This window comes from Streptococcus parasanguinis, assembly GCF_001074805.1.
GTDB lineage: Bacteria > Bacillota > Bacilli > Lactobacillales > Streptococcaceae > Streptococcus > Streptococcus parasanguinis_A.
In genome coordinates this window covers 31,612-43,536 of record NZ_JUPI01000054.1, presented here as the reverse complement: position 1 = coordinate 43,536, position 11,925 = coordinate 31,612, and the positions used below count along the sequence as shown (strand labels likewise).

19 protein-coding genes are annotated in these 11,925 nt (G+C 37.0%); all 19 read right to left on the bottom strand.

The features are described 5' to 3' along the window. Nucleotides 1-300 (bottom strand): hypothetical protein (locus tag ADI76_RS11580; RefSeq protein WP_204374220.1); only part of this gene is annotated, 300 nt, incomplete at its 3' end. 590 nt (nt 301-890) lie between these two features. Beyond that, a complete protein-coding gene (locus ADI76_RS04100) occupies nt 891-1,175 on the bottom strand; it encodes a hypothetical protein (protein WP_049514873.1) in 285 nt (94 codons plus the stop codon). A 12-nt stretch (nt 1,176-1,187) separates the two neighbouring features. Beyond that, nucleotides 1,188-1,814: a hypothetical protein gene (locus ADI76_RS04095; protein WP_049514872.1), complete on the bottom strand. Its 627-nt coding sequence runs from the start codon at nt 1,812-1,814 to the stop codon at nt 1,188-1,190. A 211-nt stretch (nt 1,815-2,025) separates the two neighbouring features. Next, complete coding sequence (locus ADI76_RS04090; RefSeq protein WP_049514871.1) at nt 2,026-2,955, bottom strand: hypothetical protein; 930 nt, start codon at nt 2,953-2,955, stop codon at nt 2,026-2,028. A 103-nt stretch (nt 2,956-3,058) separates the two neighbouring features. Next, the gene (locus ADI76_RS04085) at nt 3,059-3,457 is read right to left on the bottom strand and encodes an NTF2 fold immunity protein (protein WP_049514870.1); all 399 of its coding nucleotides are present in this window, start codon (nt 3,455-3,457) and stop codon (nt 3,059-3,061) included. Between the two features lie 83 nt (nt 3,458-3,540). Then, nucleotides 3,541-4,281: a hypothetical protein gene (locus ADI76_RS04080; protein WP_049514869.1), complete on the bottom strand. Its 741-nt coding sequence runs from the start codon at nt 4,279-4,281 to the stop codon at nt 3,541-3,543. Nucleotides 4,282-4,443: 162 nt separating this feature from the next. Then, on the bottom strand, nt 4,444-5,139 hold the full coding sequence (locus ADI76_RS04075) for an SMI1/KNR4 family protein (protein ID WP_049491597.1): 696 nt from the start codon (nt 5,137-5,139) through the stop codon (nt 4,444-4,446). 27 nt (nt 5,140-5,166) lie between these two features. Continuing rightward, a complete protein-coding gene (locus ADI76_RS04070) occupies nt 5,167-5,730 on the bottom strand; it encodes a hypothetical protein (protein ID WP_049514868.1) in 564 nt (187 codons plus the stop codon). A gap of 54 nt (nt 5,731-5,784) precedes the next feature. Next, the gene (locus ADI76_RS04065; RefSeq protein ID WP_023917559.1) at nt 5,785-6,069 is read right to left on the bottom strand and encodes a hypothetical protein; all 285 of its coding nucleotides are present in this window, start codon (nt 6,067-6,069) and stop codon (nt 5,785-5,787) included. 85 nt (nt 6,070-6,154) lie between these two features. Next, complete coding sequence (locus ADI76_RS04060; protein WP_049491595.1) at nt 6,155-6,595, bottom strand: hypothetical protein; 441 nt, start codon at nt 6,593-6,595, stop codon at nt 6,155-6,157. 13 nt (nt 6,596-6,608) lie between these two features. Beyond that, nucleotides 6,609-7,322, bottom strand: a complete 714-nt coding sequence (locus ADI76_RS04055) for a hypothetical protein (RefSeq protein ID WP_049491593.1) — start codon at nt 7,320-7,322, stop codon at nt 6,609-6,611. Between the two features lie 164 nt (nt 7,323-7,486). Continuing rightward, nucleotides 7,487-7,876: an Imm50 family immunity protein gene (locus tag ADI76_RS04050; protein ID WP_049514867.1), complete on the bottom strand. Its 390-nt coding sequence runs from the start codon at nt 7,874-7,876 to the stop codon at nt 7,487-7,489. Nucleotides 7,877-7,950: 74 nt separating this feature from the next. Next, nucleotides 7,951-8,577, bottom strand: a complete 627-nt coding sequence (locus ADI76_RS04045) for a hypothetical protein (RefSeq protein ID WP_049514866.1) — start codon at nt 8,575-8,577, stop codon at nt 7,951-7,953. Nucleotides 8,578-8,588: 11 nt separating this feature from the next. Beyond that, nucleotides 8,589-9,107, bottom strand: a complete 519-nt coding sequence (locus ADI76_RS04040; RefSeq protein ID WP_239683618.1) for an Imm26 family immunity protein — start codon at nt 9,105-9,107, stop codon at nt 8,589-8,591. A 9-nt stretch (nt 9,108-9,116) separates the two neighbouring features. Beyond that, a complete protein-coding gene (locus ADI76_RS04035; RefSeq protein ID WP_049491580.1) occupies nt 9,117-9,677 on the bottom strand; it encodes an SUKH-4 family immunity protein in 561 nt (186 codons plus the stop codon). Between the two features lie 72 nt (nt 9,678-9,749). Beyond that, nucleotides 9,750-10,559 carry a pentapeptide repeat-containing protein gene (locus tag ADI76_RS04030; RefSeq protein ID WP_049514865.1) on the bottom strand — a complete coding sequence of 270 codons (810 nt, stop codon included), beginning with the start codon at nt 10,557-10,559 and terminating at the stop codon, nt 9,750-9,752. Between the two features lie 43 nt (nt 10,560-10,602). Beyond that, nucleotides 10,603-10,989 (bottom strand): hypothetical protein, encoded by a 387-nt coding sequence (locus ADI76_RS04025; protein WP_049514864.1) that lies wholly within the window; start codon nt 10,987-10,989, stop codon nt 10,603-10,605. Between the two features lie 45 nt (nt 10,990-11,034). Continuing rightward, entirely contained in the window at nt 11,035-11,373 is a 339-nt protein-coding gene (locus ADI76_RS04020; protein ID WP_049514863.1) for a DUF7716 domain-containing protein, read from the bottom strand. A gap of 18 nt (nt 11,374-11,391) precedes the next feature. Continuing rightward, the gene (locus ADI76_RS04015; RefSeq protein WP_193390723.1) at nt 11,392-11,811 is read right to left on the bottom strand and encodes an SMI1/KNR4 family protein; all 420 of its coding nucleotides are present in this window, start codon (nt 11,809-11,811) and stop codon (nt 11,392-11,394) included. Nucleotides 11,812-11,925 lie beyond the last annotated feature (114 nt).

Sequence of the window (11,925 nt, the reverse complement as noted above, 5' to 3'; positions counted from 1 at the left end):
ATATTGCCCTACAAAACGGTGGTTACATTTTAAAGGGTTTGAATCATTTGCAGCATAATGGCGGTGACCGTCAATCTCTGCTTCGTCCCATAGGTTCAATTTCTGCCTGTAGTCGATATACCCGTCTTCGGTTAAAAGTTCGGTAATCGTCCCTACCTGGTCGGCAACAGTGTAATGTAACTGGCCTTTTTCATAACGTGCTGTTGGGGTGAAATCATCTTCCTGATACAGCCAGTATATCGCATCAGCCCAGTTGGCTTGGGTAAGTGCTAGATTACCTTCCGCACATGTGATTTGCAATGGTGCTTCAGCAACTAACTGATTTTGCTTATACAGATAGCGATAGCCTTGAATTAGTTGGCTTACGCTCGTTTCGTTGGATGAAAGGCTATCAGTTTTGCCGGTATTTTTTCAGTTTGGTCTTGGCTTTCTATAACCGGTTCTTGTGAGGGATTTTCTTGTAGCTCCTAGGATTACCACAACATATTAAAACTGGTCGGTGTGATTCGATTGATAATTATTGACTGGTTCTTCGGTCAGTTCATTACGCCGACCACCGCCTTGGGCCTGTAAAAGGTCTAATGGGCTGAAAACCCGTTTTGATTCTGCTTGTGTGTCTGCCTAGATTGTCGTAGGGGTGTTGACATAGAATCTTGTCATACCACAGATTATATTACCTTCAGTACAACGCGTTTCTAGCTCTCTCTTATTAGCTTATAAAGATTTTAGGCACGCACCAGGAAACGCGCACCATCGAGAGGAGCGCTATATTCACAATAAAGTAACTGCATTACTAAGCCTGTTCTAGTCATTAAGTTTTAACTTCAAATACGAACATAATAACCGTCAGTGCATGCTATTTTACTTTTCCTGACAAATGTTTAAAAGAGTTATAAAGCGGAATATTGCCATTTGTCCTGTACTGATTTTCTTGTTGCTTCATGATTTACCGGTAAGTCATAAAGTTTTTCAATTGTTGCATCTAAAGCAAGAATATCCCGAAAGGATACTAAACGAAGTTTATCCATAGAATAATCACCATTTCCACAATGAAATTGCCAAGAAATTCCACTACCATCATCTTCATATATCACATGTAAAATGGGTTGTTTATCAACCAAAATATATGTAGATGTTAGAACGACAGAATCCAAATCAATATCAAATTTATTCATAATAAAGTACCCTTAAAAAAAGTTAATACGCTTTCCATCTTTTCCTTTTTTAACATCCGAAATAATATCTTTTACTAATTGAACGTCAAATTGTTCTGAAAAGATTAAAATTTTCTCTCGACTGCTCTCAGAAAACAAATAAGATGCTGCTAAGATAAATAAAAATGGATTTGTGACTTTGCCAATATGCTCAAGGTATTTAGGTTGAGTTACATAAGACATAATTCTATTAAAATCATCATCTTTAAGTACTAACTTTTTCATATAAATAGCAGCGCAAGCACCTGCAGCTTTCGAGAAGCTATTCGATTCCAAGGACTCATAAACAAATGATAAATTCTCTATTTCTGAATTCTCTAGATAGACAATGGCTAATGCTAGAGAGCGGTAGGTTACAGGTGTTGGAATGTCTCTTAGAATCAATGACTTCAGATAGGGAATTTCTTCTGCACAATCTGTTGCGGCCATAGCGTAGAGCAAGTACATTTGAGTTTCCCAAGCTCTTTTTTTTTCTATCTCCGCCTCTAAAGCACTATGTAAGTATGGCCCATATCCTTTTAGTCTGTCCTTTAAAATTTTCTTAGCTGCTTTCTTAACTAAAGGTGAACGCTTTGATGTTAATTCTTCTATGAGTGGCATATAGTCTCCTTTCTAAAATCATCATTTAATTGATCAAAAGAAAAATCCCCTCTTACAAATTTTCACAGTAAGAAAATTAGTTTTATCTTAAGTTAGATAAATTTGTACTTGAATAGCCTGATATTCGTTTATCTTAAACCAGTAATCCCGACTTGATTCAATTGTCATAGCGATAAATTGGGTATGTATATTTTCCATATTTTATAAACAACTAGTCTAAGATTGTTCCTAAAATCATCTTATTTTGCTCGGATATCTGAAAGTCATCCATGAAATAGGGTAAAAAGTCATCAAGCAAGGGATGCCTAATTCCATCTATTGAGAGACCTTTTTTCTGACGTTCTTTTAATAAAACCAAGATTTCAATTGGGAAATATTGCCAGAGTAAGGTATTGAAATCTACTAAATGACTATCTCTGGTATTTGCTAAATGATAATCACACATGGATAAAATTGTTTCTCTAAAAACATCATCGTCCTCTGAAAAAATAGTTTCCATAACCTGTTTATAGGTATCATTCACATTCTGATAAGGATTCTTGTCCAAGGGTTGATATTTGGCATCACAAGCATTCTCCAGTAGGTTAGCAAGTCGATCACCCTTACCATTTCCATAAAGAAAAACGACTAAAGGCAATAAACTCTTGGCTGAAAAGAAAATAACTTTTTTCCCTTTTTCAACTTGAGCTTCTTTAAAATAGGCTAATTTATCAATTAAAAACTCTACATACATATCATCCAAATAGGCAAGGGCAAATAAGATATTTAAACAAATATCTGTATCAAAGTTTGAGCCCCCTTTAGCCAAATATTTAGCAGAAGCCATGTCTGCCATTACAGAACAAAAACAGCCATTTAGCAAAGATTGATAGGTTTCAGATGTTTTACTTTCTATAAAATTAGAGACTAGAGGATACGGACTTATAGAATCAATCATATCTACATGATTATACAGGTATGATCTTATCTCACCATTTTCTTCATAGTTAACTTTAACGCTTTTCTTATCAGATTTTAGAGCTGTTAAAATGGCTTCAGTATTAGATAGGTTTTCTGGCTCTAAGTGAAAATCTCTCGCCTTGAGTATTTGATTTCTAATGGTTGTTAATTTTCTTTTTTGATTTGAAAGTGTTTTATTCATATTGACCTCTAACATTTCATTACTTACACTTGTCATTGCCTAATCCAACTACTACTGTATTTTGAAGTGCTTCTCTTCCCAACTTCCTATACTATCCAGTATATCACAAGGAAGAATTGATCCACTTCCCATCACCAAGCCATTCTTTCTTATCAATCCACCATTTCCCCTTTTGAAACACCATTCGAAAACGATAGAGAGTTTCTAAACCAGAACGATTCTCCTTGATATAGAAGTAAGTTTGATTCACGTCATGCTCTTCAGCAACGATGGGATGCGTTTCTAATTTATAGTCAAATGGAAATCGAACAGATAAAGATATTTCCCTTTCTCTGAGTGTTTTTTTAGATCTACAAAACTGATCAAATATAGCAGCTAATTCATCCTTCAACATCTCTTTATCGGCTTGGTTTCTTAGGCTCCTAGTGGCTTTCCTCTCCCAAGAATACATAGCCTGCATAAACTGGAGTAAGGTTTCTTTTGCTAGATTCGTATGGGTCATATTTCCTCCTACTTAAACAACGGGACTAAAGGTTCGTTTATTATGAAGACATCGGTCATAAAAAGCTGGATTAAAGGCATTTTTTACTCCTCACGCATGCAAACATGTGGTAACTCGCTTCTAAGAAGATCCCTTTGCTTTTGATTCGTTCTTCCCGTTGTTAAAAAACGAAGATGTTTCAGACTCTTCAGGTAGCTAACTGTTGATGCATAGTTAAAAATAGATGTGTCAACAAAATCTAAAAAACGGAGCTCACTAGATGGATGGATAAAATCCAATTCTGGTAATTTTTTATTTGCCGTAAATGAAAGATAGAGTAACTGATTTAAATCTCTAATAAAAGAAAAGTTTGGCAACTTTACACCATAATCAAAGTGCAGATAACGCATGCCTTTATGAAAAGAAATGTTCTCTATCGTTTCCAAATTTGTCATGGAAGATATCCCTAGAGCTTTCACACAATCATTCTGGGGTAAGATGATCTTTCTTACTTTTCTAGCCCCAACTATTAAAATCTTTTCTACTTGTTCATATTTTGAAAAGTCTAGCACATCAGATTTACTTCCCATCAAGTAAATCACCCTCGTATTGCTAGGTAAAGAAAGCTGGTTAAAATCTACATCTTTCAGCATCTCCTCTGGGTTTTCGACAATGTACTTTTGTCTTAATAAGCGATTGATATCGATGAATTCATTATAAGTCAATTTTTCATCCAATAATGGTGCAATCTCTTCAATAGAATGCAGAGGCTCCATTGCCATTAGATTCTCTCTTTCGGAAAATCCTTTTTTAATGATCTCTAAATATTTATCTAAACTGGTCATTATTCACCTCTTTTCATGAATAAAATGCTTCGTTTTCTATTTTCAACCTAAATCATTTTACAATGACACCCTGACTAGAAGACTAAATCATCGATTGTCGCCAAAAGGTTAAAATCACGAATCTTCAGAGTATTTTTTCTAAATAAACTATATCCTGCTTGCTCAATCTCGATCAAAAATGACCTTGACTCTGGCTCTACCCGAAGCGTCTAGATATTGCTCTAGTTTCGTAATAGACTCCTCTGAATCAGACAATTGAACAAACAAATCCCCATTGATGGTCATGACATCCTTTGTCGGTAAAAGCATGAGATTTTCAACACTTGGATCATTCACTATCATTAAGGAAGGGGAATAAATACAGCTTCTGGAGAGGTCTAGATTTCCAAATCGTTCCCTAGCAGAAACAAAAATAGATTCCATCCCACCTTGGGCTTTCAGAACAAATTCCCTCTCAAAAAATGCTTCAAAACTGTCGTAGATCTCGATGACATCCATAGTAATCCCATCTAAATAATAAACTTGATGACTTTGAATGTTCCCATCCTTCAATCTATAAGCGAATTGATCTCCAATAGCAGACATACCAAAAAAATAGTAGTCTGATACATAATCTCTCCAGACGTCTTTCCATACCTCATCCGAATTCCAGGAATCTAGCGTAATAGCTTGAGTAGAATCCGTCCCAAACAAGCGATAATAGCAACCATAAAATTCCAAGCCATTGGTTATGGAGAGCAAATCCAAGTGAGCTCGCGGAAACTGTCTGGCTTTGAGTTTTTCTAGTTCAAGAGCTGAGGCCCCACTTTCTTGTATGACCAGATCTTCACAACATTTTAAAAAATTCTTCATTTTCATTTGCTTCTCATCTCTTCATCTTTGGCTTTAGCCAAGCATAAATTCAATAAAGTCTTTTCGATAGGCTTCAGGAAGTTGCTCCTCGATAATAGCCATGATTCCTGTTAAAAAACCTTCTTTATAGTCCGACAAGTCCTCATCAATGTAGATGTCATTCTCAAACTTGGTGATTTCTAGCTTTTTCATCTGACTATAAGTAGACAAGAAAGTAGATAAAGAGGGGCTTAAGCAATAGAGCTTGGAATTCCCAGGAATCTTGCCAAATACAGGACTAAGCTCGCTAGTTAGATCACAAAAAATTGGCTCATCCCCCATCATGTGAGCAAAAACCACATAACTCTCTTTCCAGCTAGTATCCTGCCATCCTTCTGATGCAGCTTCACATAGAGGGAGAGGAATTAGAGCAAGATCATAGGGAGCTCCTCTAAAATAAGCTTCTTCCTCAAAGCTCAAATGTTGGTAGAACTCTTTCAATTGACCAGACAAATCTGGCTTTTCGACATGGAGACAGTCACTAGTAAATACAAGCTCTCCTAAGCCCTTGTTTCTATGATAGACTTCTACAAATTCCTTCAACAAATTGAACATCATTATTAGACTCCTCTCACATTTTTGGGATTATATTTGGCTATTTTCAACTGACGATTAGGTATCATTCTGACCGCTAGCGACAGCCTGAGCCCAAATTCGTTCAAATTCCTCTTGACTAATCTTGATGGAGTCTGATAGATCCAACTCATCTTTTCGACCATCATAGAGTAGAAACCCTACTTCTGGAACATAATCCTGTAGGCAAGAGGAAGCATAAGAGTGCCCATTCAAAACGTTAATTTGTCGACTTGCACGCTGACCAGTAAACTCTGTATAAATAACTCCTAGGCCTGTCATAAACTCACTATTGCCATAATAATAATATTCTTTTTCACACATTAGAATCTTCCTTTACCATTTGTCTTTCCAAGAATGGCATTCTTTCCTCTCTGTCTCTTTCATCGACTAATTCTATATTTAGAACCTACGGGTTCTTAGCCTTATTCTCCAAGACTCTCACTTCTACTTTATCCTCCGCTAAATGGAGATCCAATACTTTTTCCTGGTCTCGAAAGAAAAGCGTCATGTCTCTGGTAGAAAATTCAGTAGAATAAGAGGGCAAAAAGTCATCCAAAGACTCCATTTGAAACAAGACGTAAACTGGTGAAAACTCCCAAAAAACTAGGATAAACCGACTGCTATTGCCAACAAGACTTTGAATTGGTCTACTTAGATCTTTAGTCTCAAGGGTAACAGGAAACTCATAAAGACAAGGAAGCGGAGAGTCTATAGGATTCAACTCCCCAGCATACCAAGCAATTTCTTTAGGTTTATCGGTCAGAAAATGAACATCCTTAATCCCCTTCAACTGATTGATTCGTTTTTCTACTTTTAATAAAGATAATCTCTTTTTTAAGTCACTCATTGTTTGTGCTCCATCATTCTGAAACAGAAATTTTGCTCACAACCTCATTCTCTTTATCCAACAGATATAGGAAGTTACCTTTTGCTTCCAGTTTACCAAGCTTAGCCCCATAGTCCATCTCATGAGCAGGGTAGGATTGAATCAACTGACGGATGCTCTTATCCTTTTGCTCTATCTTCCAAAACAAATCCACCTTATCCAGCTGATGCTCCACTTGAATGGAAAAGATCGTGGATTGGATCTTCTTCCTCTTCCACTCCCAGCTATTTTCATAATCGTTTTTCTCTATTTCATTGACTACATCCTCTATCAAGGAGTATGGAATAGAGAGCTCCTCAAACACGCGCTTTACTCCTTTTAACAAGGCCTCTAAGAGCAGCTTTTTCTGTTCCAATGGACTCGAGCTTTCATAATTAGAAAAATCAAATAAGACCTGAACAGTATAGACACCAAGTAGATTCATGATAGCTGGATTGCTAATCGTATCTACACATTCTACGATGATTTTCCAACAATGCTTGGTCACAACTGGTTTAAAGAGGCGCTCTACCATAGAGGTCATGCATTTGGATTCATATACGAATGCTCTTCGCAGGTCTTTCCAATTCTGTCGGTAATCTTCAACTCTAGCTTCCTCGTAGGTTAGCGCAGCTAAGTCCATCAGCTCCTCAATCCTCTGTTGATTTTCCACATAGGGCTTATCTAATTCGAAATACTCTAACTTCATATTCGTGGTCTCGCAGTTTTTTTCTTGTAGAAAGGTTTAGCCTTAGGTCAAGGTCTAATGTTTGTGCTCTTCCTTCACTTTTTCCCATAGTCGTGGTCTCCCTCCTAGCAATAGAGGATTGTTTGATCATCCAGAATCTCCGCAAGTAAGCTAGGAATACATCTTTAAGTATCAATCTTCACAGGACCAATCTCAGCAATTCTAACAAGGTCAGAAGATCCCGATAACATCACATCATTTTGGTTTATAAAATTGAATTCAACCTTCTTTTCTAAAAAGAGCAGTTTCAGTTGACCATTCACCTTATGAATCCCCTTAGAATAAAAATGGATTTCATCTAAATTAAAAAACTCTAAATTAATTTTTATGGCATTAAATGCACTTTTCTGCCACTTTTCAGGGAAATTCGTTGGCAAATCAAATACATAAAGGACAAGATCTAATTTGTAATCGTAACATAATACAGTATCAAGAAATACATTCTTCAATTCCAAATCACCATCAAACAGATGAATAATCTTTTCCCTGCCCACTGCTTTTTCAAACCATTTCACAATATGAACTCCTTTTTTTAAAATGAATAAAAGTCTTGTTTTTAAGAGTTATTGTTTCCCTCTTTAAGGAGATTTTAGAATAGACTGACCCTCCTGCCGTCCTTTCCTTTGGATACATCATCAATGATTGTATTTATATGTACTTCATTAAATTGACGAGAAAAGTCTACAATTTTCTGGCGATTCTGTTCTGGATATAGATAAGATGCAGCCAAAATGAACATAAAAGGAGCGATTGTTCCTCTTATATTTTCCAAATAAACATCCTTGGTGATAAAGGTCATGATCTTCTCAAAATCATCATCTTTCAGCACAATCTTTCTCATATAGAGTGCTGCACAAGCGCCAGCAGCTTGCAAAGAGTTATTCGATTCCAAGGACTCATAAACGAAAGACAAGTTCTCTGTTTCTAAATTTTCTAGATAAGCAATCGCTACTGCTAGAGAGCGGTAGGTTACAGGGGTTGGAATATCTCTCAGCAGCAACGACTTGAGATAGGGGACTTCTTCTGTGCAATCCGTTGCGGCCATGGCGTAGAGCAAGTACATTTGTGATTCCCATGATTTAGGCTTTTCCATCTCCCCTTCCAAGGCCTGATGCAAGAATGGTCCATATCCTTTTAGTTTACCCTTTAAAATTTTTTTCGCAACTTTTTTTACCAAGGGCGTACGTCCTGAAGTTAACTCATCTACATAGTCCATCTAAAACTCCTTTATTTCATTTGCTTGTCCAGTTCTTCTTCCAAGATTCTGTTATAAACAATACTTCCGACACAGGCTTCCCAGTCTAGGTCCTCAACTTCTTCCCTAGAAAAAATCTTAGGTTCCCGCCTACCATCTAGCCAGACCTTCCCAAAGTGAGAACCATTTGGATCTCCCCATTTAAAGGCTAAATCCTTAAAAGGGCTTGGATCAAAATCCACTTGATGACCAATTATCTGCCAAGACCATACTGGATTTCGATCAAACAAGGTGTAGGAATCTACAATGATGGGCTTACCTATAAATTGAGCACGACTTAGCTCCTCAACTGTTATAGTAGGACTTGCTTGAAAGAAATCGAAAAATTGGATGACATGACCAACATTCACTTTTCCAAGGATTTGACCAAATACAAACATTTCCTCCGAAAATTGATAGCAAAAAATATCACCAATTTTAATAAATCGAAGTTTTGTTCTTGGCTTTTCATTCCACTCACGAATCTTTATCTGGGGCAATTTTTTCTCCATAATTAATTCCTACTGCTCTTTATTTAAGATATGAAAGAGATCATCTCTTAGAACGATTCCATCATCTTCTATCAAATAGGCCATGTGCTCCCAGAAAGGAACTTCTTGTTCAAGGGGCTTTTCTAAGGCAAGTACTTGATCCTTCAAGTTTGCTGCAATCTCTTCGACTTCATCTTGCTCAATCTCATAAAACTTTGCTTTCAAAAGAAAGATGCTTGATAGAAAGAGCGAATAAGAGGAAACAAAAGTATGTAAGGAAGAATTGACATAAACTCTATCTTCTTGAAAAATTTCCCTTCCTTCTTGATTGCAAAGTAAGAAGACCTGCCCCTGTTCTCTAATCACAAAGGCACCTAAAAAACACTGGCCAAAAAGCCTATAGCTCTCCTGATTTTTCCTTAGTTCGACTAGTTCATTAGCTAGTTTGACAAAAGAAAATCCCATTTTGGAATAATCCTCTAAATATGCCAAAAGGTTGAAACGGGCTTCATCCAAACTAAATGGTTTCTCCTCTGTAGGCACCACAAAAAAACCAAGCTCCTTCACTAATTCATCGATATTGACTGTCATTTCTCTATCCGATCTCCCTTTTCTTGCTTACCTATTTGCAACTATCTCAGTCATTTTTCAAACAAGAGCTAGTTACTTCCATTCAAGTCCCAAACACCTAGACACATCCTCAAAATAATCATCCCAGGCCCATTTGTAATCTTTGCGACTCATCAAGTAATCCACATACTTTTCATTTATCCAACTCTCTGTATAGATAGAAAGAGCTCGCCTTTTTCTATCATCTTGGATCGTCGCAATTTTTTCCTGAGCTTTCTTTGACCGTTCACCCAGATTTTTTATATAGAGAATATCTGGATCCACGGGACGAATGGTCTCCGTTAAATCACACCTTGTAAACTCGACAAAACTAAGATGAGCCTCTGATAGATCTGCATACAACTTTTCTACTTTCTTTGTTTTCGAACCAAAGGTACATTCAGACAGTTTTCCAACAATTTTATTATACTGAAATTCTGGTAGGGGAAAGTAAATATCGTTCATCCTACACTTTTTAAAGAGACAATCTCTCATCTCGCTGACATTTTCCAAAAAAGGACGCTTCATCTGACAAGAAAGGAAGGTTGACGATAGAATGTGACTGTCATAAAATAATGTTCCATTTAAATTGCAGCTTTTGAAAGTACCGTTTCGAATAACTGTATGATTTTTAAAGCCGATTTCCCTAAAATCACAGTTTTTAAAAACGACATTCTCAAAGATACAGTTTTCAAATATGACTCGTGAACTCTCTAGTATTCTGATGCTTGTATCCTTAAAGTGCTGATTACTAATGAAACGAATCCTACTCGCTTCCTCTATTAGATTTTCAATCGATAGCTTCTCACCACTGTTTAGGATGACCTGGCCATCCTTTATGATAATCCCATCTTTCTCAACCATATCCTGCTCCATTTTCTAGTGCTTCTTTTGTTATCGATTAGACCTAGTAGTAAGCGACTTCCCCTAAACCATATTCTAAAATTTCAAGACTATTGAGGGAGAATTTAAGTCCTCTACCATGCTCCGAGTCCTCTCTTAGTCCAAATTCCAAACCAAAAATCAGGTCTATGTCCGTCTGTTCAGACAAGATAAAAATGGATAGGAGTCTGGCGTGCGCTAGTTCTGGAAATTCCTCCTGAATTTTTTCCAAAGCTTTTGGATACCATACTGATGATTGATCCAGTAGATTATCGAATTTTGCTTTATAAGACGGAGTCAACTCCTCATTGATAACCTCTAAAGAATCACTTAAAGCAAGGCAGACCTTTTCTCTTTCCTCTGGAATTGCTACATACATCTCGTTATGGATATTAAATTTATATTCTCTCATCACTATCTTTCCTCCTTTCGGATGCTATTTCTCTAATCGGCCTAGCTAATCATTAAAGGACATAAAGTTATCGTGCTGATTATAATAATTCAAAGCGTCGACCAAGTCTTGGTGACTAGCCTCTGGTTTTTCTTCAAGTGCAACCGAAAGAACATCAATCAACTGCTCTCCATAGTAGACTAGCTGGAGATCTTGCTCCACTGCATCAGCAGGGTAAATATCACGGTCTTCCACGACATCCGGATAATTTGATACCCAATAGGACCTAGCTAGTGCTAGTTCTCCATCCTCCTTGCCATAGAGGCAAAAATCATCTGATACCAACTTGTCCACGCGCACCTGCTCGATGATCTGCTCTAGTGAAAGTTCTTGGTGTTTCCGCATCTCTTCTCCTTTTTAGTCTCACTCTTCAACAAAGGAATTCAAAAAAACCTCAAAAGATGGCCATTGACCATACAACTCAGCTTTTTCTTCTAAAACATAGAAGTAAACCTTGCCATAATCTTCTGCCCTTAAAGAAAGAGCATAGTTGCCTGATCCAGGATCATAGGCAAAATGGAGAAGGTCTGTAGCCTTAAATCCCGTAGGCACAGCCTCATCGTCAAACCATTTCATAGACTTCCTCATCTCTTCAAGTGAATCAAAGGAATTGAAAGGAAAGAGATGATAATCATCGTGAACACCCCTTACTTGGGGCTGGCCACCGTTGTACTTGAGATAAAAATCCATCATAGATTTTGGCAATTTCTTTCCAAGAATCTCCTCAAATTGTAAAAAATCTTCGCTTGAAATAGCTGGATCTGTGTCTGTTAATACTAGCATCCCTTCTCCTTTTTGAGTCTCTCTTTCCATAGTTTGACCTCCATATTACAGGTCCCTTTTAGGCTATCATACCATAAGATTCCCTTTCCATAAAGCTAAAATAGAAAATGAGCC

Coding starts and splice junctions, on each gene's coding strand:
- ADI76_RS04100 (WP_049514873.1), bottom strand. CDS start 1,175: ATGAATAAATTTGATATTGATTTGGATTCTGTCGTTCTAACATCTACA.
- ADI76_RS04095 (WP_049514872.1), bottom strand. CDS start 1,814: ATGCCACTCATAGAAGAATTAACATCAAAGCGTTCACCTTTAGTTAAG.
- ADI76_RS04090 (WP_049514871.1), bottom strand. CDS start 2,955: ATGAATAAAACACTTTCAAATCAAAAAAGAAAATTAACAACCATTAGA.
- ADI76_RS04085 (WP_049514870.1), bottom strand. CDS start 3,457: ATGACCCATACGAATCTAGCAAAAGAAACCTTACTCCAGTTTATGCAG.
- ADI76_RS04080 (WP_049514869.1), bottom strand. CDS start 4,281: ATGACCAGTTTAGATAAATATTTAGAGATCATTAAAAAAGGATTTTCC.
- ADI76_RS04075 (WP_049491597.1), bottom strand. CDS start 5,139: ATGAAAATGAAGAATTTTTTAAAATGTTGTGAAGATCTGGTCATACAA.
- ADI76_RS04070 (WP_049514868.1), bottom strand. CDS start 5,730: ATGATGTTCAATTTGTTGAAGGAATTTGTAGAAGTCTATCATAGAAAC.
- ADI76_RS04065 (WP_023917559.1), bottom strand. CDS start 6,069: ATGTGTGAAAAAGAATATTATTATTATGGCAATAGTGAGTTTATGACA.
- ADI76_RS04060 (WP_049491595.1), bottom strand. CDS start 6,595: ATGAGTGACTTAAAAAAGAGATTATCTTTATTAAAAGTAGAAAAACGA.
- ADI76_RS04055 (WP_049491593.1), bottom strand. CDS start 7,322: ATGAAGTTAGAGTATTTCGAATTAGATAAGCCCTATGTGGAAAATCAA.
- ADI76_RS04045 (WP_049514866.1), bottom strand. CDS start 8,577: ATGGACTATGTAGATGAGTTAACTTCAGGACGTACGCCCTTGGTAAAA.
- ADI76_RS04040 (WP_239683618.1), bottom strand. CDS start 9,107: ATGGAGAAAAAATTGCCCCAGATAAAGATTCGTGAGTGGAATGAAAAG.
- ADI76_RS04035 (WP_049491580.1), bottom strand. CDS start 9,677: ATGACAGTCAATATCGATGAATTAGTGAAGGAGCTTGGTTTTTTTGTG.
- ADI76_RS04030 (WP_049514865.1), bottom strand. CDS start 10,559: ATGGTTGAGAAAGATGGGATTATCATAAAGGATGGCCAGGTCATCCTA.
- ADI76_RS04025 (WP_049514864.1), bottom strand. CDS start 10,989: ATGAGAGAATATAAATTTAATATCCATAACGAGATGTATGTAGCAATT.
- ADI76_RS04020 (WP_049514863.1), bottom strand. CDS start 11,373: ATGCGGAAACACCAAGAACTTTCACTAGAGCAGATCATCGAGCAGGTG.
- ADI76_RS04015 (WP_193390723.1), bottom strand. CDS start 11,811: ATGCTAGTATTAACAGACACAGATCCAGCTATTTCAAGCGAAGATTTT.